The organism is Streptomyces sp. 5-10 (genome assembly GCF_014712245.1).
GTDB lineage: Bacteria > Actinomycetota > Actinomycetes > Streptomycetales > Streptomycetaceae > Streptomyces > Streptomyces violaceusniger.
This window is the reverse complement of record NZ_JACVYG010000060.1, coordinates 1-21,637: the sequence shown is the minus strand read 5'-3', so window position 1 is coordinate 21,637 and position 21,637 is coordinate 1. Positions and strand designations below refer to the sequence as shown.

Here is a 21,637-nt window from a genome sequence, read left to right as displayed (position 1 = left end):
CCACCGATGGCCGACGCCAAAGAGAAGGAAGAGCTGTACGCCCTCGACATCTCCGGTGTTGAGTGGCTCAGCGCACCTGGCAGCAGCTCCGAGGACCGGGTGGAGATCGCCTACCTGCCGAACGGGGCGGTGGCCATGCGGAATTCCACCGACCCCGAGACAGTGCTGCGCTACACGGAGGCCGAATGGCGTGCCTTCGTCCTGGGCGCGAGGGACGGCGAATTCGATCTGAGCTGAGGAGCGCGAGCGCGGGGGCGGACGCCGGTCGGTGTCCGCCCCCGCGGTCGTATCCCATCTCTCAGCCGACGCTCAGCGGCCGAAGGCCATCAGGAGGTTTTCGGGGGTGGTGTCGGTGCCGGTGATGCGGTTGGTGGCGATGTAGAAGTTGCCGTTGCGGTAGGTGTGGGTGGCCGAGTAGAAGTCGCGCTCGGCTTTTTGGGTGGCCTGGGGCAGGCGTAGGAGGGGTTTGGGCTTGCCGCCGTCGGGGCCGATGCGGACGATTTGGCCGGGGGCGGTGTATGAGGGCTTTTCGTAGGCGATGAGGTTCTTGCCGTCCATGTTCAGCGGGAGCAGGAGCCGTTCGGCCACCTTGACCGCCCATTTCCGCTTGCCGGTGGTGAGGTCGAAGGCGTGGATCTCACTTGTCGAGCCCAGGCCGTGGTCCTGGGTCATCTCGGTCGGCAGGTAGAAGGTGTCCGCGGAGACGGCGACGCCTTCGCAGTTGCCCATGTTGGTGCCGAAGATGTCCGTGCCGCACTCCGGCTGGTAGGACTGCTTGCCCAGCGCGAGGGTCGAGCGTTCCTTGCCCTGGCCGGAGAGGGCCAGGATGCCGCCGGAGCGTCGGTCCTGGTCGATGAGGGCCACCACGGCGGGGCTGCTGGAGAAGATGTTGCTGACCTTGAAGCCCTTACGGATGGTGTAGGTCCACTTGATCGAGCCGCTGGGGGTGAGCTGCTGGAGCTTGGCGGTCCCATTGGTGCAGGAGTAGGCGCGCAGCAGGACCTTGCCGCCCGCGTAGCCGTCAATGGAGCAGCCCGCGCTCGGCTTTTCGGGTGAGACTTCCTTGCCGTCGTTGACCTTGATGACGGCGGAGCCGCCGAACCAGGCCATGCCGACGAGGTTGCCGCTCTGTGCCATGCCCACGTTCGTGTAGCCACCGCCCATGGGGTCAGTCTCGGGGGCGGGGTGGTCCCAGAGCTTGGCACCCTTGTTGAGGTCGATCAGGGCGAGTTGGCTGCAGGAGTCCCTTCCATGGCCCTCGTAGGCGACGACGACCTTGCCGTCGGTGGTGGACGTGGGAGCGGCGCAGACCGCTTTGGGGAGCGAGAGGGTCCATTTGCTGCCCCCTTCGTCCCTGTAGGCGATGATCTTGTTCTCGACCGCCTTGACGACATAGCCCTTCATCGCCCAGAAGCCGGGCACTTCGAGGTTGCTCTTGCTGACCTCGGGCGCGGGCTTCTGGTAGAGGACCTTGGCCTCGCCCGCCCGGCGCTGGTCGTTGGGATCGCTTTCGCCGCTGCCGCGACCGCCGGTGTTGTCACCGTCACCGGTCGTCGGCTCCGGCGTCCGGTCCTGTGTCTTGGGGTGGCTCGGGGTGGTCGTTTCGGGGCTCGCGGTGGGGTTCTTACCGCCGTCGTCGCCGCCCACCGCCGCGTACACCCCGCCACCGGCCGCGAGCAGTACCGCCACCGCCGCGCCGATGATGAGGGCTTTGCGCTTCGGGGCCGGGTCGCCGGCGGTGGGTGGAGGCGTGCCGTACGGCCCGCCGGGCGGTGAGGTGTACGGGCCGCCGTACTCCGGCTGGTGTGCGTACGGGTTCTGGGCGTACCGGTTCTGGGCGTACGGGTTCGACCGGTCCGGGCCGGGGGAAGCGGGCGCGCCGGGCTGTGGTGGGGGCGGGCTCGGCGGGAGGGCTCCGGTGTCCCATATCTGGGGCGGGGTGTGGCCCGTCGACGGAGTTGACGGGTGCCTCTGGGGCGCGGTGGGGGGCGCGGTGGGCGGCACGGGTGGCGTCGGAGGTCTCCGTGGCGAGCCGAAGCCGCCCCGGCCGGGCTCCTGGGGTTCTTGGGGCTGCTGGGGCTCCTGAGGCTCTGGGGGCGGCGGGCCGAAGCCACCGGAGGGCGGCTGGTTGGGTGGCTGGGGCGGCTGCGGCATCTGCGCCTACCTCTCACACGAGTCCACCGACCGGTCGGCCTCCTCCCCGCGATCCGGTCGGCGGCGCCGGCCGGATAGGGGCGACATGGTCGCAGGTCCCACTGTGCAACGGCATTCGAGCGGGGATTCTTTGTACCACCGGACGCTTGGACTTCTCCCCGCGGTTGCCGGGTACGTACCGCCGTAAGGCACGGTGAGGTCTCGGACAGCCTCGAGTGCGCGGATGGGCCTGCCCCCGCGGCGCTCATGGTGATTAGTCTTGGGGTACCCGGTGGAGCGCCCGTTCAGGGGTCCCCGGCGTCACAAAAGGGGAAAGCCGAACGGTCGGACGACAGTAGCGATCGGCAACAGATCGGCCTCGCCAAGAATTTCAAGGGTGTTCGACCACACCAGGAGGCATTGTGAGCAGCGATCGGGACGAGATCCGCACGGGCGGAAACACACCCGGCGATGATCGGTCCGACGCGGAGACCGAGCACACGGGCGAGTTCACCATCGACTACACCCCACCCGCCTGGTATACGCAGAACGCTTCGTCGTCGTCCTCGCCGTCCTCCACCGCCCCCACGTCGACCGGCGGTTCCGGAGGACCCGGGACGGGCGCCGGTGTGGGGATGCCGGGTCCGCCGCCTCCGCCGCCCACCGGCAATCCGGTGCCCGTGCCGGGGGCGCCGGAGCCGAGCGGTTTTCCGGGTGCCTGGCCGCCGCCGGCCCCGGCCCCCTCCTCCGATCTCGCATCGGACGCCTCCGAGGTGGAGGAGGTCCCCGCGCAGAGGGAGGACGAAGCACGGTCGGAATCGGACCTCAGAGAGTCCGACTCGGGCATTCGTATGCCGCCTTTGTCTGACTCTGGGGCGGATTCGATTAGTGGTGCGCCCGCGGATGACAGCGTTACGGGTGGCGGCGTTTCGGACCGCGCCGAGTCCGAGCCCTCCCGCGAGGCTTCCGTCCCGGCTTCCGAGGTCGAAGCCGAGGATTCGGCGGCGGTTTCCTCCCCTTCTTCCGCTTCCGCTCCCGTCGATGACGACTTCACGCTAGCGCCCGCCGCCGCCCGGGGGGACGACGACGCCCTCCGGCCGGACTCGGACCACGCCTCCGAGGCCGGCTCCGACGAGGGCGAGAACGGCGATGTGGTCAGCCCCTCCACCGTGCGGTTCTCCACCGCCGCGCTGCGACGCGAGATCGCCGAGAGGCGGAGTGAGGACTCCGGCGCCGGGGTCGCTGGTTCCGGTTCGCCTTCCGGCTCCGGTACCAGTTCGCCTTCCGGATCCGATTCCGCTTCTCCTTCCGGCTCCGACTCCGGGTCCGATTCCGGGTCTGGGTTCGCATCCGGAGCTCCCGACTCCGGGTCCTCGGATGCGGACGACCGTGCCGACGACGACGTGCGCAGCGAGGGCACGCTGCGCTTCTCCACGGCCGCGCTGCGGCGGGAGATGGAGGAGCTGAGGCAGGCGAGCGCCGAGCCTCAGGACGCGGTTCCCGAGGACGCGGCCCCCGAGGACGCCGTGCCGCCGAGCGGGCCGGCCCCCGAGCAGCCCGCCACCACCTGGGCCCCGCCGCCCGTTCCGCAGTCGGGGCTGCCGCCCCTGCCGCCGGACTTCCAGCCCGCGGCGCCCGAGGACACCCCGCCTCCTCCGGGTCCCGCTCCCGCTCCGGTTCCGGAACAGCGGACGGACGGGCCCGCCACGCCTGGTGCCGGAGTGCCGCTCCCGCCGCAGGACACCTCCTGGGCACCTCCCCCGCCCCAGACGCAGGGTCAGCCCGGACAGCCCACCGCCGGGCCGGGGCCGCAGGGCGGATACGGCTATCCGCGGCCCGGTGAGGGCGGTCCCGGCGCGATCCCCGGCCAGCCCGGTCCGGCCCCGCTGCCGGATCAGGCCCAGGGGGCGCAGCCCCCGGCGGCCAACATGCCTGGCCCGCAGGGCGGTTACCAGCAGCCCGGCCCGGGCGTACCGGGTCCCGGGCCGCAGGGTGCCCCGGCTCCGCAGGGGCCCCACTACGGCTACCCGCAACCGGGGGCCCAGCCCGCGCCCGGCCCGGGCGGTCCTGGCCCGGGGCCGGGGCCGACGCCCGTCCCAGGCGGCTACGGCTTCCCGCAGCCGCCCGCCCCGGACCAGCAGGGCCAGGGGCAGTACCAGCAGCCCCACGCACAGCCCTACCCCACACCCCAGCCGGGGCAGGCCGAACACCCGGGCCAGCCCGGACAGCCCGGACACCCCGGACAGCCGATGTACCCGGGCCAGCCCGGACAGCCTGCCCAGCCCGGTCAGCCCGGACCGTACGCACCGAACGGCCCCGTCCAGGGCCAGCAGCCGCAGGCCCCCCAGGGTCAGCAGTTCCCCGGGCAGCAGGGTCCGGGCGCGCAGGGTGGCTACGGCTTCCCGCGGCCCGGCGACGGCGTTCCCGGGCCCGGGCCCGGACCGCAGGCGCAAGGGCAGCCACAGCCGCATGACGGCTACGGCTACCCGCGCCCGGACGCCCACGCCGCCCCGGCGGCCCCGGCCGACCCCCGTACCGGCGGCTGGCCGACCGTAACGCCCGACCAGCGGCGCCAGGCCGGAAGCGCGGGGGCGCCGCTCGGGTACACCGCCGCGGTCGAGCTCTCCTCGGACCGGCTGATCAAGGGCAAGCAGAAGCCGAAGAAGAACACCCCCGGCCCCTCCCGCTTCAAGATCGGCGGCAAGAAGGAGGAGGCGGAGCGGCAGCGCAAGCTCGAGCTGATCCGCACGCCGGTGCTCTCCTGCTACCGCATCGCGGTGATCAGCCTCAAGGGCGGTGTCGGCAAGACCACGACGACCACCGCCCTCGGCGCGACCCTGGCCATCGAGCGCCAGGACAAGGTCATCGCGATCGACGCCAACCCGGACGCGGGCACCCTCGGCCGACGGGTACGGCGGGAGACCGGGGCGACCATTCGCGACCTGGTCACGGCGATCCCGTACCTCAACAGCTACATGGACATCCGGCGGTTCACCTCACAGGCGCCGTCGGGGCTGGAGATCCTGGCCAACGACGTGGACCCGGCGGTCTCGACGACGTTCAACGACGACGACTACCGCCGCGTCATCGACGTCCTGGGCAAGCAGTACCCGATCATCCTCACCGACTCGGGCACGGGCCTGCTCTACAGCGCCATGCGCGGCGTCCTCGACCTCGCCGACCAGCTGATCATCATCTCCACGCCCTCGGTGGACGGCGCGAGCAGCGCCAGCACCACCCTGGACTGGCTGTCCGCGCACGGCTACGCGGATCTGGTCTCGCGGAGCATCACGGTGATCTCCGGGGTCCGGGAGACCGGCAAGATGATCAAGGTCGAGGACATCGTGTCCCACTTCGAGACCCGCTGCCGCGGGGTGATCGTCGTGCCGTTCGACGAACATCTGTCGGCGGGCGCCGAGGTGGACCTGGACATGCTGCGGCCCAAGACCCGTGAGGCGTACTTCAACCTCTCGGCCATGGTCGCGGAGGACTTCACCCGCGCCCAGCAGGAGCAGGGCCTGTGGACGGGCGACGGAGGGGCCCAGCCGCCGCAGGTGGCCCCGCCGATGCCCGGACAGGCCCAGCAGCAGCCCTACCCGGGCGCCTACGCGCCTCAGCAGGGCCAGCAGCCGCAGTACCCCGGGTACCCGCAGCAAGGCGGCCAGCAGGGCTGGCAGCAGCCCTACGAGCAGGGGCAGGGGCAGCAGCCGCAGCCCGGCCAGCCGTGGCAACAGGCCCAGCCGGGTCAGCCCGGGCAACCCGGCCAGCCCGGGCAACCGGGGCAGCCCTGGCAGCAGCAGCCCCCGCAGCAGTAGCGAGCGAAGAAGCACGAAGCGCCCCGTGGGCCGGTGATCCGGTCCACGGGGCGCATGCGCGTTACCCGTTCACCACGTGGCGCACGGCGCGTGGCGCGCAGCCGCACGGCACGGCGCGTGGCGTCCGCCATGCGCCCTCAGCGGCTCCCGTACGGGTCAGCAGTCGCCGCCGTACGCCCTCAACGGCTCCCGTACGCGTCGGTCAGCAGCCGCCGTACGCCCTCAACGGCTCCCGTGCTCCTCCACGAGCTCCCGCGCCCGCTTCACATCGGCCGCCATGCGCTCCAACAGCGCCTCGATCGAGTCGAACTTCTCCTGGCCCCGGAGATAGGCGAGGAAGTCGACCTCGACATGGAGTCCGTACAGATCCAGGCCGACCCGATCGATCGCGTACGCCTCGACCGTCCGCTCGGTCCCGTCGAACTGCGGATTGGTGCCGACCGAGATCGCCGCGGGCATCGCCTCGCCCTGCGCCGTCAGCCAGCCGGCGTAGACGCCGTCGGCCGGGATCGCGGTGTGCGGCGGGGTCTCCAGATTGGCCGTCGGGAAGCCCAGCTCTCGGCCGCGCTGCGCACCGCGCACCACCACGCCCTCGACCCGGTGCGGCCGGCCCAGGACCTCCATCGCGCCCGTGACATCGCCCTCCGCGACCAGGCGGCGCACCAGCGTGGAGGAGAACGGCTCGCCGCCGCCCGCCTCACCGCGCTCGTACAGGTCGATGACCTCGACCTCGTAGTCGTAGGTGGTGCCGAGCTCGCGCAGGAAGGCCACGTTCCCCGCGGCCTTGTGGCCGAAGCGGAAGTTGGGGCCCTCCACCACGACCCGGGCGTGCAACTTGTCCACCAGCACCTTCACCACGAAGTCGGCGGGGGTGAGCCGCGAGAACTCCGCCGTGAACGGCAGGATCAGCACCGCGTCCACGCCCAGCCCGGCCATCAGCTCCGCGCGCCGCTGGTGCGTGGCGAGCAGCGGTGGATGGCTGCCGGGCCGCACGACCTCGCTCGGATGCGGGTCGAAGGTGACCACGACCGCCGGTACGCCCAGCTCACGCGCCCGTGCCACGGCACGGCCGATGATCAGCTGGTGTCCTCGGTGCACCCCGTCGTAGGAACCGATGGTGACGACGCTGCGCCCCCAGTCCTCGGGGATGTCCTCCAAGCCACGCCAGCGCTGCACTTTGCCCGCTCCTCGCCCGAACCTTTGTCTGTCGACTTCGCAGGTCTAAGACTGCCATGCCCCGGGCACCCGCCTCGCATCGGTGGCCGCCTCGAGCGCCCGGACCGGCCGGAAAGCCACCGTAGGCGGCCGGTCCCGGCGCGTGCAACGCGGCCCGGAGTCGGCCACGGCACACCGGCGCCGCGTCGCCCACCCAGGCCGGGGGTGCGCCCGCGGCGGGCGAAGTCCCCCACCCCGCCCCTTCCCGACACAAGGGGCTCCGTCCGTTGACCCCGCCGGGCCCCGACGGCGTCAACGGCGTCAACGGCCTCATACGAAGACGGCCAGGCTCTTCGCCTTGCCCTTCGACTCCTCCACCAGGGCCAGAAAGCGCCCCTCCGGCCCGAAGACCGCGACCGGCCCCGATCCCGGTCCCGAACCCGGCCCTTTCTCCCCCGACGGCATGTCGATCCGCACCCCATTGCCCAGCAGCCGGGCCTGGCGCTCGTCCACGTCCCAGCGCGGGAACGCGGCGGCCGCCGCCTCCGCGATGGGCAGGATCTCCAGCGACTCCTCCAGCCGCTCCAGCGTCCTGGCCGCCTCCAGCCCGTACGGGCCGACCCGGGTCCGGCGCAGGGCCGTGAGATGGCCGCCCACGCCGAGTCCGGCGCCCAGGTCGCGCGCCAGGGCACGGATGTAGGTGCCGGAGGAGCACACCACCGTGACGTCCAGGTCGAGGACGGTGGTGCCGTCTTCCGCCTTGGCCTCGCGGCGGTCGTGGAGGACGAAGGAGGACACCGTCACCGGCCGTGCCGGAATCGCGAACTCCTCGCCCTCCCGCGCCCGAGCGTAGGAGCGCTTGCCGTCGATCTTGATGGCGCTGACCTTCGAGGGGACCTGCTGGATGTCCCCGGTCAGCTCCTCGATCCCGGCCTGGACGGCGCCCGGGTCGACCCCGGCGGCCCCGTCGGAGGCGGTGATCTCGCCCTCCGCGTCATCGGTGACCGTGGTCTGCCCGAGCCGGATGGTGGCCCGGTACTCCTTCTCGGTCAGCGCCAGATGGCCCAGCAGCCGGGTGGCCTTCTCCACGCCGACCACGAGCACGCCCGTGGCCATCGGGTCCAGCGTCCCCGCGTGGCCGACCCGCCGGGTACCGGCGAGGCGGCGCATCTTGGCGACGACGTCGTGCGAGGTGAAACCGGCCGGTTTGTCGACGATCACCAGGCCGTCCGGTGCCCCGGAACCGGCCCTGCCCTTGCGCGTCATGCGTCCGCTGAACCCTTGCCGTCCGTGCCGGGCTCCTCGTCGTCCTCCTGGCCGGGCTTGCGGTACGGGTCGGCGTCGCCCGCGTAAGCGGCGCCCGAGGACGCCTCGCGCACCTGTGCGTCCGCCTCCCTGGCCTTGGCGAGCAGATCGTCGATGGTGCGGGCGTTCTCCGGCAGCGCGTCCGGGACGAACGTCAGCGTCGGAGTGAAGCGCACCCCCGTCTGGCGCCCGACCTCCGACCGCAGCACGCCCTTGGCGCTCTCCAGGGCCGCGGCGGAGGCCGCCCGCTCCTCGTCGTCGCCGAAGACCGTGTAGAAGACGGTCGCCTCCCGCAGATCACCGGTGATCCGGGTGTCGGTGATGGTCACATAGCCCAGCCGCGGGTCCTTGATCCGCCGCTGCAGGGTCTCCGCGACCACGACCCGGATGCGGTCCGCCAGCTTGCGTGCCCGCGCGGTGTCGCTCATGCGTCTTCTTCTCTCTTCTCCGCGTACGTTCTTCGCGTCAGTTCTTCGCGTCGGTCATCGATGGCCACCGGCGGCTTGCGATCGCCGGTCCGGCCCCTCATTCATCTTCGCCACCGTGGAACCGCCGTCGCACCGACAGCAGCTCCACCTCCGGCCGCGCCGCCACCAGCCGCTCGCAGCGGTCGAGCACCTCCGTGAGGTGGCCCGCGTCCCCGGAGACCATCGCCAGGGCGATCTGGGCCCTGCGGTAGAGGTCCTGGTCGCCGACCTCCGCCACGCTCACCGCGTATTTGCGGTGCAGCTCGGCGACGATCGGGCGGACGACGGAGCGCTTCTCCTTCAGCGACCGTACGTCGCCGAGAAGCAGGTCAAAGGACAACGTCCCTACATACATGCGGTCCGGGTCAAGCCACCCGTGGGGCCTTTGTGATTGCGGGCTTCTCGCACCGTACACGCAAGGGCCGGGGCCGCTCGACGGAAATTCCTCCGCCGACCGGCCCCGGCCGCCGCCGCTCGTCAGCCGCGCGGCTTCTCGCGCATCTCGTACGTCGCGATGACGTCGTCGACCTTGATGTCGTTGTAGCTGCCGAGGTTGATACCGCCCTCGAAGCCCTCGCGAATCTCGGTGACGTCGTCCTTGAAGCGACGCAGACCCTCGATGTTGAGGTTCTCCGCGACGACCTTGCCGTCGCGGATGAGGCGGGCCTTGGTGTTCCGCCGGACCTCGCCGGAGCGGATGAGCACACCCGCGATGTTGCCCAGCTTGGACGAGCGGAAGATCTCGCGGATCTCCGCCGTACCGAGCTCGACCTCTTCGTACTCCGGCTTGAGCATGCCCTTCAGGGCCGCCTCGATCTCCTCGATCACCTGGTAGATGACCGAGTAGTAGCGGACGTCCACGCCCTCGCGCTCGGCCATCTGCGTGGCACGCCCGTCGGCGCGCACGTTGAAGCCGATGACGATGGCGTCCGAGCCCGTCGCCAGGTCGATGTCGGTCTCGGTGACCGCACCCACACCGCGGTGCAGCACCCGCAGGTCCACCTCTTCGCCGACGTCGAGCTGGAGCAGCGAGGACTCGAGGGCCTCCACCGAACCGGACGCGTCGCCCTTGATGATGAGGTTGAGCTGCTGGACCTGACCGGCCTTGAGCACCTTGTCCAGGTCCTCCAGGGAGACCCGGCGGGTGCGCTTGGCGAAGGCGGCGTTCCGCTCGCGGGCGGCGCGCTTCTCGGCGATCTGGCGGGCGGTGCGGTCCTCGTCCACGACGAGGAAGTTGTCACCCGCACCGGGCACGTTGGTCAGACCGAGCACCAGGACCGGGGTCGCCGGGCCGGCCTCCGCCACGTTGTTCCCGTTGTCGTCGAGCATCGCCCGGACGCGGCCGTACGCGTCGCCGACGACCATCGTGTCGCCGACCCGCAGGGTGCCGCGCTGGACCAGCACGGTGGCCACGGCGCCGCGGCCGCGGTCGAGGTGGGCCTCGATCGCGATGCCCTGTGCGTCCTGCTCCGGGTTGGCCCGCAGGTCGAGCGAGGCGTCGGCGGTGAGGACGACGGCCTCCAGCAGGCTGTCGATGTGCAGACCCTGCTTGGCGGAGATGTCGACGAACATGGTGTCGCCGCCGTACTCCTCGGCCACCAGGCCGTACTCGGTCAGCTGACCGCGCACCTTGGTCGGGTCCGCGCCCTCGACGTCGATCTTGTTGACCGCGACCACGATCGGCACATCGGCCGCCTTGGCGTGGTTCAGCGCCTCGATCGTCTGGGGCATCACACCGTCGTTGGCCGCCACCACGAGGATCGCGATGTCGGTCGACTTGGCACCACGGGCACGCATGGCGGTGAACGCCTCGTGACCCGGGGTGTCGATGAAGGTGATCCTGCGCTCTTCGTCGTTGACCTCGGTCGAGACCTGGTAGGCACCGATGTGCTGGGTGATGCCGCCGGCCTCGCCCGCGACCACGTTGGTCTTGCGGATCGCGTCCAGCAGTCGGGTCTTACCGTGGTCGACGTGACCCATGACGGTCACCACCGGCGGACGCGCGGAGAGCATCTCCTCGCCGCCCTCGTCCTCGCCGAACTCGATGTCGAAGGACTCGAGAAGCTCGCGGTCCTCCTCCTCCGGGCTGACGATCTCGACGTTGTAGTTCATCTCGTCGGCGAGAAGCTGAAGCGTCTCGTCGGAGACGGACTGCGTCGCGGTGACCATCTCGCCCAGGTTGAACATCACCTGGACCAGGGACGCCGGGTTGGCGTTGATCTTCTCCGCGAAGTCGGTCAGCGAGGCACCCCGCGACAGCCGGACCGTCTGGCCGTTGCCGCGCGGCAGCATCACACCGCCGATGGACGGGGCCTGCATGGCCTCGTACTCCTGGCGCCTCTGCCGCTTCGACTTACGGCCACGACGCGCCGGACCGCCGGGACGGCCGAAGGCGCCCTGGGTGCCACCGCGGCCACCGGGACCGCCGGGACGGCCGCCGAAGCCGGGACGGCCACCGCCGCCACCGAAGCCGCCACCGCCGCCGGGACCCCCCGGACGGCCGGCGAAGCCACCGCCACCACCGGGACGACCGCCACCGCCACCGCCGGGACGGCCGGCGAAGCCGCCACCGCCACCGGGACGACCGCCGCCACCGGGACGACCGCCGCCACCGGGACCGCGACCGCCACCGCCGCCGGGGCCCGGACGCGGGCCCGCGGCCGGACGCTGCGGCATCATGCCCGGGTTCGGGCGCGGGCCGCCGGGACCCGGACGCGCGCCGCCACCCTGGGCGCCCTGCGGACGGGGCATCTGGCCCGGAGTGGGACGGGGACCGCCGGGGCCGCCCTGGCCACGGCCCGGACCGCCCTGGCCGCCGCCCTGCGGACGCGGACCGCCGCCGGGCTGGCCGCCGGGACGCGGGGCGCCGCCGGGACGGGGCGCCTGCGGACGCGCCATACCGGTGGAACCACCGGAGGTGAAGGGGTTGTTACCGGGACGGGGACCGGCCGGACGGGGACCGCCCGGACGCGGACGCTCCTGACCCGGACGCGGGGCGCCACGGCCACCCTGGCCCTGACCACCCTGACCACCCTGACCCTGGCCGCCCTGGCCCTGGCCCTGGCCGCCCGGACGGCCGCCGGGGCGCGGACCGGGAGTGGCACCCGGCTTGGCGGGCGCGCCCGGCTTGGCCGCCGCGGGCTTGGGCGCGGGGGTCGGCGGCGCGGTGAACTCGGGCTGCGCCGGAGCCGCCGGCGCGGGACCCGGCTTGGGGCCGGGGGTCGGACGGGCACCCGGCGTGGGACGCGGGCCCGGAGTGGGCGCCGCGGAGGGGGTGCCGCGCTGGCCCTCGGGGGCACCACCCGGCTTGGGGCCGGGCGCCGGGGGCTTGGGGGCGGCCGGACGGGCCGCCGCCGCCGGACCCGGGGTCGGCGGCTTGGGCGTCGCCTTGCGCGGCGCCGAGGGCTTACCGGCGGCGCGGCCTGAGCCGTTGCCACCCTGGAAAGCGTCAGTCAACTTGCGCACAACCGGCGCCTCGATCGTCGAGGACGCCGAACGTACAAATTCACCGAGTTCCTGGAGCTTGGCCATGACGACCTTGCTCTCAACTCCGAACTCCTTGGCGAGTTCGTATACCCGGACCTTAGCCACTTCGCTCCTTTTAGGTCCGGGTTGTCGCCGGACCGTCGCTACTTCATGGGCGTACTCATCGCGTACTCATCGAGTGCTCATCGCAATCTCGACCTACTTCCGACTCGCGAGGTACCTGACCGCACGGTGTCCCGTGCCGTTCTTCCAACTACTCAGGGTGTCGCCTGTTCACCCTGCTCGACAAACCGGCGGAGCGCCGTGGTGTCGAGCGCTCCCGGCCCCCTGAAGGCCCGGGAAAAGGCCCGGCGGCGAACCGCCAGGTCAAGGCAGACCCGTGTGGGGTGAACATAAGCACCCCGACCGGGGAGCGTACCGCGCCGATCGGGGACACAAACACCCTCGACCAGCACGATGCGCAGCAGATCGTCCTTGGCCGCCCGATCCCGGCATCCCACACAGGTTCTCTCAGGGCAGGCACCAGCTCGCGTGCGGCCAGACACTGGTTAAGTCTACCTCCCCGTACCGACCTCACCCCTTGGGGGGAGTGATCGAATCGTCACTCGATTGTGGCCCGGATCCCGGAGGATCCGGCCTGAATCAGCCTTGATCACCCGACTGCTCGGTGTCCGGCCGGATGTCGATCCGCCAGCCGGTCAGCCGCGCCGCCAGCCGGGCGTTCTGCCCCTCCTTGCCGATGGCGAGGGAGAGCTGGTAGTCCGGCACGGTGACCCGGGCCGAGCGGGCCGCCAGATCGACCACCTCGACCTTGCTCACCCGCGCGGGTGACAGCGCGTTCGCCACGAGCTCAGCGGGGTCGTCCGACCAGTCGACGATGTCGATCTTCTCGCCGTGCAACTCGGCCATCACGCTGCGCACCCGCCCGCCCATCGGGCCGATGCACGCGCCCTTGGCGTTCAGCCCCGCACGGGTGGACCGGACCGCGATCTTGGTGCGGTGGCCCGCCTCACGGGCGATCGCCGCGATCTCCACCGAGCCGTCCGCGATCTCCGGCACCTCGAGCGCGAAGAGCTTCTTGACCAGATTGGGATGCGTACGCGAAAGGGTCACCGACGGTCCGCGCACACCCTTGACGACTCGTACGACGTACGTACGCAGCCGGGTGCCATGGGCGTAGTCCTCGCCCGGGACCTGCTCCTGCACCGGCAGGATCGCCTCGAGACGGCCGATGTCCACCAGCACGTTCTTGGGGTCCTTGCCCTGCTGGACGACGCCGGCGACGACGTCCCCCTCCCGCCCCGCGTACTCGCCGAAGGTGATCTCCTCCTCGGCGTCCCGCAGCCGCTGGAGGATGACCTGCTTCGCGGTCATCGCGGCGATCCGGCCGAAGCCGGAGGGGGTGTCGTCGAACTCCTGGGGCTCCTGCCCCTCCTCCAGGTCCTCGGCGTCCTCGCGGGCCCATACGGTCACATGGCCGGTGTCGCGGTTGAGCTCCACGCGGGCCCGGCGGCGGCTTCCCTCGGTGCGGTGGTAGGCGATGAGGAGGGCCGATTCGATCGCCTCGACCAGCAGGTCGAAGGAGATCTCCTTCTCTCGCACCAGACCCCGCAGGGCACTCATGTCGATGTCCACGGCTACGCCTCCTCCTTGCTCTCGTCGTCCTCGCCCGCGGCCTTGTCCGCGGGCTTGCGGTTGAACTCGATCTCCACCCGGGCCTTGGAGATCTCCTCGAAGGCCAGCCGCCTGGCGGTGGGCTTGCGACCCTTCACACCGGGGACCTCCAGATCGAGGCCCTCGTCGTCCACCGAGACGATCCGGGCCACCAGCTCGCCGCCGTCGGCGAGGCGCGCTCTCATGAGGCGGCCGGTGGCGCGGCGGTAGTGGCGCGGCTCGGTCAGGGGGCGCTCGGCGCCGGGAGAGGTGACCTCGAGGACGTACGGGGTCTGGCCCATGGCGTCCGTGTCGTCGAGGGTCTTGGAGATGTCCCGGCTCAGCTCCGCACACGTGTCCAGCTGGACGCCGTCGTCGGAGTCCACGACCACTCTCAGCACGCGCCGCCGCCCGGCCGGTGTCACCTCGACCTCTTCCAGATCCAGCTCTCGCGCGCTGACGAGCGGTTCCAGCAGTCCGCGCAGCCTCTCGCTCTGGGTGGTGCTCATCCGGGTGACTCCTCGGCCGCGTGTGCTGTTGTGGGAAGGTCGCGTGTCAGGTCAAAGCCTATCTGTTCCGGCGGCGGGCTGACGATTCGGTGGCCGCTGCCGGGCAGACGGCCTCGGCGCGGGTACGCTCGCCTGCTGTGATCACTACCGGCGGCCGGGAGCGGCCGCAGCCCGGAAAGAGGAACGTGTCGATCACCACTCCCCCGCCCCGTGCCACATCCGCGCCTGACGCGCCTGACGCGCCGTCCGCTGTCTCCACCGTCTCCACCGCGTCCGCTATCTCCATCGCGTCCACCGCCTCCGCTGTCTCCACCGCGTCCGCTGTGCCTTCAGCGTCCGCCGCCTCTTCGGCTTCGGCCTGGGCCGCGCCGGTGACCCGGCGGCGGAGTCTGCTGCTGGGCGGCGGAGCGCTGGGGGCCGTCGCGCTGCTGAGCGGCTGCTCCGACGGCTCCGAGGCCAAGCGCGAGGCGGACGGCGGGGCGCATGTCGCGCTGCTGCGGGCGCGGGGCGCGCGGGACTCCACCGCGCTCCTCGCACGCTACGACGCGACCGTGGACGCGCACCCCGCCCTTGCGAAACGGCTGGCGCCGCTGCGGGAGGAGACGGCCCGGCATGTCGCGGTCTTCACCGCCGAGGGCCGGTCCCCCTCCCCCTCCGCGACCGTGTCGCGCTCGCCCTCGGCGGGCGGGCGGCGGGTGCCGCAGGTCCCGAAGGACGCGAAGCAGGCCCTGACCGCCCTCGCCCAGGCCGAGCGGCGGACCGCCGACACCCGCACCGCCGCGCTCGCCACCGCGCCGCCCGAACTGGCCCGGCTGCTGGCCTCCGTCGCGGCCTGCGGCGCCGCCCACGTGTATCTCCTCACGCAGCGCGACACCGACTCGTGATCACGCTCGGGACCACCGGGAAGGGGTACTGACATGTCCGCTCGAGCAGACCGTCCGGCCGTCGGCGAACGCGCCGCGGCGCTCAGGGCCGCGCAGGCGGCGCTCGCCGCCGAGCACGCCGCGGTGTACGGCTACGGCGTCGTCGGCGGGCGGATCGGCGACGACCGGCTCGCGGAGGCGCGCGAGGGCTACGCCGCGCACCGCGCGCGCCGGGACGACCTCACCCGCACCGTGCGCGACCTCGGCGGCCGCCCCACGAGCGCGGCGCCCGCCTACGCCCTGCCCTTCGCGGTGCCGGACGCGCCCGCCGCGGTGCGGCTCGCGGCCGAGCTGGAGAACCGGGTCGCCGCCGTCTATGCCGACCTCGTACGGGCCTCGACCGGATCCCTGCGCCGCCAGGCGGCGGGCGCGCTGCGGGAGGCGGCGGTCCGGGCGGTGCGCTGGCGGGGCGGCGGCGTAGCCTTCCCTGGGCTCACCGAACACGCCACACCGGCCACCGCGTCGGCGTCGCCGAGCGGTGGGTCGGACGGGGTGTGACGTCATTGATGGTGGAGGGGACAGCTCAGGAATGGCATCGGCACCACGGCCCGGCGGCCGCGATACGGACCGCGTCCCCGTGCCGAAGCGGCTTCTGGACGCGCTGGGCGACGACCCGTCGAGCGCCGTGCGGGGCTGGCTGGACGCCCTCCCCGAGACGGCCGAGCGGCAGCTGGCGGCCTGGGAGCTGACCCTGGAACGGGTCGCGGCACCCGGGGGGCGTCGCGGGCTCGTCGCGCTCGTACGGCAGGCGGACGGCACCCCGGCGGCGCTGAAGTTCCCGGTCCCCGGCCCGGACGCGGACCGTGAGCGGGCCGCTCTGGCGCACTGGAACGGCTGGGGCGCGGCCCGGCTGCTGCGCGCCGCCCCGGACACCGGTGCGCTGCTGCTCGAGCGGCTGCACGGCGCGGTGTCGCTGCGCTCGCTGCCCGAGCCGAAGGCGCTGCTGGAGGCGGCGGGCACGGTGCGGCGGCTGTGGGTGCCGCCGCCCGAGGGGCATCCGTTCGCGTCGGTCACCGGGCGTACGGAGGAGGAGCGCGAGATCCTGCGGGCGCTCGGTGCCGGGGACTGGGCGGCGGACGCCCGTCCGCTGACCGACGAGGCGCTGGAGCTGCGGGCGGCGCTGCCCGCCGAGCCGCCCGAGGAGGTGCTGCTGCACGGCGGCTTCCGGCAGGGGAAGGTGCTGGCCGGGGAGCGCGCGCCCTGGCTGGCGGTGGGTCCGGCGCCGGTCGTGGGCGAGCGCGCGTACGACCTGGCGCGGCTGGTGCTCGACCGCTGCGAGGACCTGGCCGCCGGACCCGGCCCCGCGGCGGCCGCGCGCCGCCGGGTCGCCAAGCTGGCGGATTCCCTGGACGTCGACCGCGACCGGCTGCGCGGCTGGTCCCTCTACCGCGCCGTCGACATGGGCCTGCGCCACGCCGCCGCGGGCGACCGCCGCCGCGCGGAGCTGCTGCTGGAGTTCGCGGGCTGGCTCTGACGGGGCCACTCGGCGCGGCCGGGCGCGGCCTTCGTCCCGCGCCTTCGGCGCGATCGGGCGGCGGGACAGGAGGCGGGGGGCGGGGGGCGCGCCCCGGCGCGCCCGCGCCCCGCATGCGCCTAAGGCGCGCGACGGAACTCGCGCCCGGCCACTCCCCGCGGGCCCATCAAGCACCGGCGCCCCCGGCTCCCAGAAGCACGGGAGCCGGCGTTCAGGGAGCGGCGGGTGCGGTGACGGCCGTCAGTCGGTGGTGGCGGTGAGGCGGGCGACGGCCTCGTCGACGGGAAGGTCCTCGCGCTCGCCCGTGCGGCGGTCCTTCAGCTCGACGACGCCGTCCTTCGCGCCGCGCCCCACGACCAGGATGGTCGGGACGCCGATCAGCTCGGAGTCGGTGAACTTCACGCCCGGGGAGACGCCGGCACGGTCGTCGACCATCACGCGCAGGCCCGCCGTGCCCAGCTTCTCGGCGAGGTCGAGGGCCATCTCGGTCTGGAGGGCCTTGCCCGCCGCGACGATGTGGACGTCGGCCGGGGCGACCTCGCGGGGCCAGCAGAGGCCGGACTCGTCGTGGGTCTGCTCGGCGAGGGCCGCGACGGCGCGGGAGACGCCGATGCCGTACGAGCCCATCGTGACCCGCGCCGGCTTGCCGTTCTGGCCGAGCACATCGAGCTGGAAGGCGTCGGCGTACTTGCGGCCGAGCTGGAAGATGTGGCCGATCTCGATCGCCCGGTCCAGCTCGATGCCCGCACCGCAGCGGGGGCAGGGGTCGCCCGGCTCGACCACGACGACGTCCAGGTACTCGTCGACCTCGAAGTCACGGCCGCAGACCACGTTGCGCGCGTGGGTGTCGGGCTTGTTGGCGCCGGTCACCCAGGCGGTGCCGGGGGCGACGCGCGGGTCGGCGATGTAGCGGAAGGACTTGCCCGCCAGGCCCTGCGGGCCGACATAGCCGCGCACCAGCTCGGGGCGGCCCTCGAAGTCCTCGGCCGTGACGAGCTCGACGACGGCGGGGGCCAGGTGCTCGCCCAGCTTGCCCAGGTCCACCTCGCGGTCGCCGGGGACGCCCACCGCGGTGATCTCGCCGTCGACCTTGACCAGGAGGTTCTTCAGGGTGGCGGAGGCCGGGACGCCGAGGTATTCGGCAAGGCTTTCGATGGTGGGGGTGTCGGGGGTGTCCAGCTCCTCGAGGGGGCCGTGCCCGGCGCCCTCGACCGGCGGCACGGTCACCGTAACCGCCTCGGTGTTCGCGGCGTAGTCGCAGTTCGGGCAGTCGACGAAGGTGTCCTCGCCGGCCGCCGCCGGGGCCAGGAACTCCTCGGATGCCGAGCCGCCCATCGCGCCGGAGACCGCGGAGACGATGCGGTAGTCCAGGCCGAGGCGCTGGAAGATCCGCTGGTAGGCCTCGCGGTGCAGCCGGTAGGACTCGGCAAGGCCCTCGTCGGTGGTGTCGAAGGAGTACGAGTCCTTCATCAGGAACTCGCGCCCGCGCAGCACACCCGAGCGGGGGCGGGCCTCGTCCCGGTACTTGGTCTGGATCTGGTAGAGCATGACCGGCAGGTCCTTGTAGGACGTGCACTGGTCCTTGACCGTCAGGGTGAAGATCTCCTCGTGGGTCGGGCCCAGGAGGTAGTCGGCGCCCTTACGGTCCTTGATCCGGAAGAGCAGATCGCCGTACTCGTCCCAGCGGCCGCTCGTCTCGTACGGCTCGCGGGGCAGCAGCGCGGGCAGGAGGACCTCCTGGGCGCCGATGGCGTCCATCTCCTCGCGGACGATCCGCGAGACGTTCTCCAGGACCTTCTTGCCGATCGGCAGCCACGTCCAGATGCCCGCGGCGGCGCGGCGGACGTACCCGGCGCGGACGAGCAGCTTGTGGCTGGCGGTCTCGGCGTCCGCCGGGTCTTCGCGCAGCGTCTTCAGCATCATCGTGGACATGCGCTGGACGTTGACGGCGTGGGCCATGGGGTCTCTCCTGCGTGCGATGGGATGTTCAGGAGGTTAGCCGCCCGGGCTGGTTTCCCGGAAATGCGTAAGGCGTCGAGGACGCCCCGTCGAAGCCCCGTCCCCGGTATCTCCTGGCGGATGGGCCCGCGGGTGCGGGCCTGCCCCGCAGCGCGGCGCGGGCCCGTGAAGATCCGATCCGCGAACGCGTCAGCGGCGCAGCGGCAGGGGGGCTCCCATCACGGCGTACGGGCTCGGGGCGCTCGGGAAGAGCACGGGGCGGGCGAGGTCGCGGTAGCCCAGCGAGCGGTAGAGCGCGCGGGCCGGGCTCTCGATGTCGATCGCGGACAGGATCGAGCGCGGCTCGGCGGCGCCGTCCGTGATGGTCGTGATCAGCTGCCGGCCGATGCCGCGGTTCTGGTACTCGGGGTGGACGTGCAGCTCGGTGATGACGAACGAGTCGTCCAGCCAGTCCTCGTGCCCGGCCGCGCGCAGATACGGCTGGACGACCGTGGACCACCAGTGGGTGCGGTTGTTCGGCATGCCGTAGACGAAGCCGACGAGCCGTCCGGAGGGCGTGGTCGCGCCGAGCGCGCGGGCGCCCGGGCTCTTGAGGTGGCGCAGCACGATGTGGCGTCGTACGCCGACCTCCTCGTCCGTCAGCCCGAAGGCGACGGCCTGGACGGCGAGCGCTTCGTCCACGCGTGCGGCGAGGTCGAGCGACCCGACGACGACGTCTTCGGGTTCCGGGGTCCGCCCCCCGGGAAGATGCAGCATGGGCGGCACCCTACTGGCCCGTCGATCAGAACAGCACACTCATGAACGCGCCGACTTCCCGGAAGCCGACCCGGCGGTACGCGGCGCGGGCCGCGGTGTTGTAGTCGTTGACGTACAGGCTCACCACCGGGGCGACCTCGCTCAGCGCATAGCGCAGCACGGCCGCCATTCCGGTCTCGGACAGACCGCGGCCGCGGTACTCGGGGGCCACCCATACGCCCTGGATCTGGCAGGCGTGCGGGGTGGCCGCGCCGATCTCGGCCTTGAACACCACCCGGCCGTTCTCGACCCGGGCGAAGGAGCGCCCGGCGGTGACGAGCTCGGCGACCCGCGCCTGGTAGAGCAGTCCGCCGTCGCCCGCGAGCGGGGAGACCCCGACCTCCTCGGTGAACATCGCCACGCACGCCGGCATGATCACGTCCATCTCGTCCTTGCGGACGCGGCGCACCAGCGGATCGGGCGGGACGTCGGCGGGCATCGAGCTGGTGACCATCAGCGGCTGACGGGCGCGGACCTCGCGGGCCGGGCCCCAGCTGGGCTCCAGCAGGGACCACAGCCCGGCGGTGGTCTCGGCGGGGCCGACGATCGAGGAGCAGCGGCGGCCCGCCCGGCGGGCGCGCTCGGCGAAGCCGCGCACGGCCTCGGGGGTGGCGCAGATGGGCACCAGGTTCGCCCCGGCGTAGCAGAGCGACTCCAGCCGTCCGCCGTAGTACCAGCCCCACATCTCGCCGCCGAGCCGCCACGGGTCCAGGCCGGCGACCTGGACGCGGGCGGCCACGAAGGCGTTCGAGACGGGGTCGCGGTCGAGCACCGCAAGGGCCGCGTCGAGCTCATGGGGCTCGAGGACCCTGGTGGTGGACGTGGTCAGCACGTGTCGGTCTGCCTCACGTGGTGCGGGCCCGCGGGCCGGGGACGTCGATCCTCAGACTCTACCGCGCAGGCCAAGAGGGCCCCTCATCGCCTTTTCCAGGGGCCCTGTGCGCCTCCCGGGGGCGCTTCAGCCGCTGACCGAGACCTGGGGCTCGCCGGAGGCGGTGCCGTCCTTCTCCATCTGCTCGGCGATCTTCATGGCCTCGTCGATCAGGGTCTCCACGATCTTCGACTCCGGCACGGTCTTGATGACCTCGCCCTTGACGAAGATCTGCCCCTTGCCATTGCCGGAGGCGACCCCCAGGTCCGCCTCGCGCGCCTCGCCGGGGCCGTTGACGACACACCCCATGACCGCCACCCGCAGCGGAACCTCCATGCCCTCCAGACCGGCCGTGACCTGGTCCGCGAGCTTGTACACATCCACCTGCGCCCGACCGCACGACGGACACGAGACGATCTCCAGCCGCCGCTGCCGCAGATTCAGCGACTCCAGGATCTGGATCCCGACCTTGACCTCCTCCGCCGGAGGCGCCGACAACGACACCCGGATCGTGTCCCCGATCCCCTCGCTCAGCAGCGCACCGAACGCCACCGCCGACTTGATCGTCCCCTGGAACGCCGGACCCGCCTCCGTCACCCCCAGATGCAGCGGATAGTCACACCGCGCCGCCAGCTGACGATAGGCGTTGACCATCACCACCGGATCGTTGTGCTTCACCGAGATCTTGATGTCCCGGAAACCGTGCTCCTCGAACAGCGAGCACTCCCACAACGCCGACTCCACCAGCGCCTCCGGCGTGGCCTTGCCGTACTTCTCCAGCAACCGCCTGTCCAGCGACCCCGCGTTCACCCCGATACGGATCGGCACACCCGCGTCCGACGCCGCCTTCGCGATCTCCTTGACCTTGTCGTCGAACTGCCGGATGTTCCCCGGATTCACCCGCACCGCCGCACACCCGGCATCGATCGCCGCGAACACGTACTTCGGCTGGAAATGAATGTCCGCGATCACCGGAATCTGCGACTTCTTCGCGATCACCGGCAACGCGTCCGCGTCATCCTGCGACGGACACGCCACCCGCACGATCTGGCACCCCGACGCCGTCAACTCCGCGATCTGCTGCAACGTCGC

General features: G+C 72.3%; 18 protein-coding genes and 1 pseudogene. 6 read left to right on the top strand and 13 right to left on the bottom strand.

The window, feature by feature from the left end:
• Positions 1-6 precede the first annotated feature (6 nt).
• On the top strand, positions 7-237 hold the full coding sequence (locus tag IEJ02_RS40505) for a DUF397 domain-containing protein (RefSeq protein WP_037960661.1): 231 nt from the start codon (positions 7-9) through the stop codon (positions 235-237).
• A 72-nt stretch (positions 238-309) separates the two neighbouring features.
• Here IEJ02_RS40505 and IEJ02_RS40500 read toward each other — a convergent pair whose 3' ends face one another.
• The gene (locus tag IEJ02_RS40500; RefSeq protein WP_191069355.1) at positions 310-2,154 is read right to left on the bottom strand and encodes an outer membrane protein assembly factor BamB family protein; all 1,845 of its coding nucleotides are present in this window, start codon (positions 2,152-2,154) and stop codon (positions 310-312) included.
• 401 nt (positions 2,155-2,555) lie between these two features.
• On the opposite strand from IEJ02_RS40500, the pseudogene IEJ02_RS51475 reads away from it, so the two are divergent.
• Positions 2,556-2,681 (top strand): annotated as a pseudogene (locus tag IEJ02_RS51475) (SCO5717 family growth-regulating ATPase); the annotation flags it as partial.
• A gap of 855 nt (positions 2,682-3,536) precedes the next feature.
• Positions 3,537-5,948: a nucleotide-binding protein gene (locus IEJ02_RS40495; protein WP_317986045.1), complete on the top strand. Its 2,412-nt coding sequence runs from the start codon at positions 3,537-3,539 to the stop codon at positions 5,946-5,948.
• 222 nt (positions 5,949-6,170) lie between these two features.
• Here IEJ02_RS40495 and IEJ02_RS40490 read toward each other — a convergent pair whose 3' ends face one another.
• The 8 genes from IEJ02_RS40490 to rimP all read right to left on the bottom strand — a co-directional run bounded on the left by IEJ02_RS40490 (position 6,171) and on the right by rimP (position 14,523).
• Positions 6,171-7,124, bottom strand: coding sequence for a bifunctional riboflavin kinase/FAD synthetase (locus IEJ02_RS40490; protein WP_137979807.1), 954 nt, complete (start codon positions 7,122-7,124; stop codon positions 6,171-6,173).
• A gap of 309 nt (positions 7,125-7,433) precedes the next feature.
• Positions 7,434-8,369 carry a tRNA pseudouridine(55) synthase TruB gene (gene truB, locus IEJ02_RS40485; RefSeq protein ID WP_191069353.1) on the bottom strand — a complete coding sequence of 312 codons (936 nt, stop codon included), beginning with the start codon at positions 8,367-8,369 and terminating at the stop codon, positions 7,434-7,436.
• Entirely contained in the window at positions 8,366-8,836 is a 471-nt protein-coding gene (rbfA, locus tag IEJ02_RS40480) for a 30S ribosome-binding factor RbfA (RefSeq protein WP_137979805.1), read from the bottom strand. The genes truB and rbfA overlap by 4 nt, the downstream gene beginning before the upstream one ends.
• Positions 8,837-8,933: 97 nt before the next feature.
• Positions 8,934-9,230 carry a DUF503 domain-containing protein gene (locus IEJ02_RS40475; protein ID WP_137979804.1) on the bottom strand — a complete coding sequence of 99 codons (297 nt, stop codon included), beginning with the start codon at positions 9,228-9,230 and terminating at the stop codon, positions 8,934-8,936.
• 122 nt (positions 9,231-9,352) lie between these two features.
• Entirely contained in the window at positions 9,353-12,466 is a 3,114-nt protein-coding gene (infB, locus tag IEJ02_RS40470) for a translation initiation factor IF-2 (protein ID WP_191069352.1), read from the bottom strand.
• Positions 12,467-12,618: 152 nt separating this feature from the next.
• Positions 12,619-12,906, bottom strand: a complete 288-nt coding sequence (locus IEJ02_RS40465) for a YlxR family protein (RefSeq protein ID WP_191069351.1) — start codon at positions 12,904-12,906, stop codon at positions 12,619-12,621.
• 97 nt (positions 12,907-13,003) lie between these two features.
• Complete coding sequence (gene nusA / locus IEJ02_RS40460) at positions 13,004-13,996, bottom strand: transcription termination factor NusA (protein WP_137979803.1); 993 nt, start codon at positions 13,994-13,996, stop codon at positions 13,004-13,006.
• 2 nt (positions 13,997-13,998) lie between these two features.
• The gene (rimP, locus tag IEJ02_RS40455; RefSeq protein ID WP_191069350.1) at positions 13,999-14,523 is read right to left on the bottom strand and encodes a ribosome maturation factor RimP; all 525 of its coding nucleotides are present in this window, start codon (positions 14,521-14,523) and stop codon (positions 13,999-14,001) included.
• A gap of 323 nt (positions 14,524-14,846) precedes the next feature.
• Between rimP and IEJ02_RS40450 the strand changes: the two genes are divergently transcribed.
• From IEJ02_RS40450 to IEJ02_RS40440, 3 genes are read left to right on the top strand one after another with little or no spacing between them, the layout of a single operon-like run.
• Entirely contained in the window at positions 14,847-15,407 is a 561-nt protein-coding gene (locus IEJ02_RS40450; protein WP_191069349.1) for a hypothetical protein, read from the top strand.
• Between the two features lie 33 nt (positions 15,408-15,440).
• Positions 15,441-15,944 carry a ferritin-like domain-containing protein gene (locus IEJ02_RS40445; protein WP_191069348.1) on the top strand — a complete coding sequence of 168 codons (504 nt, stop codon included), beginning with the start codon at positions 15,441-15,443 and terminating at the stop codon, positions 15,942-15,944.
• A 31-nt stretch (positions 15,945-15,975) separates the two neighbouring features.
• Positions 15,976-16,920: an aminoglycoside phosphotransferase family protein gene (locus tag IEJ02_RS40440; protein ID WP_191069347.1), complete on the top strand. Its 945-nt coding sequence runs from the start codon at positions 15,976-15,978 to the stop codon at positions 16,918-16,920.
• Between the two features lie 240 nt (positions 16,921-17,160).
• On the opposite strand, the gene IEJ02_RS40435 is transcribed toward IEJ02_RS40440, so the two are convergent.
• From IEJ02_RS40435 to ispG, 4 genes are all read right to left on the bottom strand, one after another.
• Complete coding sequence (locus IEJ02_RS40435) at positions 17,161-18,879, bottom strand: proline--tRNA ligase (protein ID WP_191069346.1); 1,719 nt, start codon at positions 18,877-18,879, stop codon at positions 17,161-17,163.
• A 189-nt stretch (positions 18,880-19,068) separates the two neighbouring features.
• Complete coding sequence (locus IEJ02_RS40430) at positions 19,069-19,635, bottom strand: GNAT family N-acetyltransferase (protein ID WP_191069345.1); 567 nt, start codon at positions 19,633-19,635, stop codon at positions 19,069-19,071.
• A gap of 25 nt (positions 19,636-19,660) precedes the next feature.
• On the bottom strand, positions 19,661-20,506 hold the full coding sequence (locus IEJ02_RS40425; protein ID WP_191069344.1) for a GNAT family N-acetyltransferase: 846 nt from the start codon (positions 20,504-20,506) through the stop codon (positions 19,661-19,663).
• Between the two features lie 126 nt (positions 20,507-20,632).
• A partial coding sequence (ispG, locus tag IEJ02_RS40420; RefSeq protein ID WP_191069343.1) for a flavodoxin-dependent (E)-4-hydroxy-3-methylbut-2-enyl-diphosphate synthase occupies positions 20,633-21,637 on the bottom strand: 1,005 nt, incomplete at its 5' end.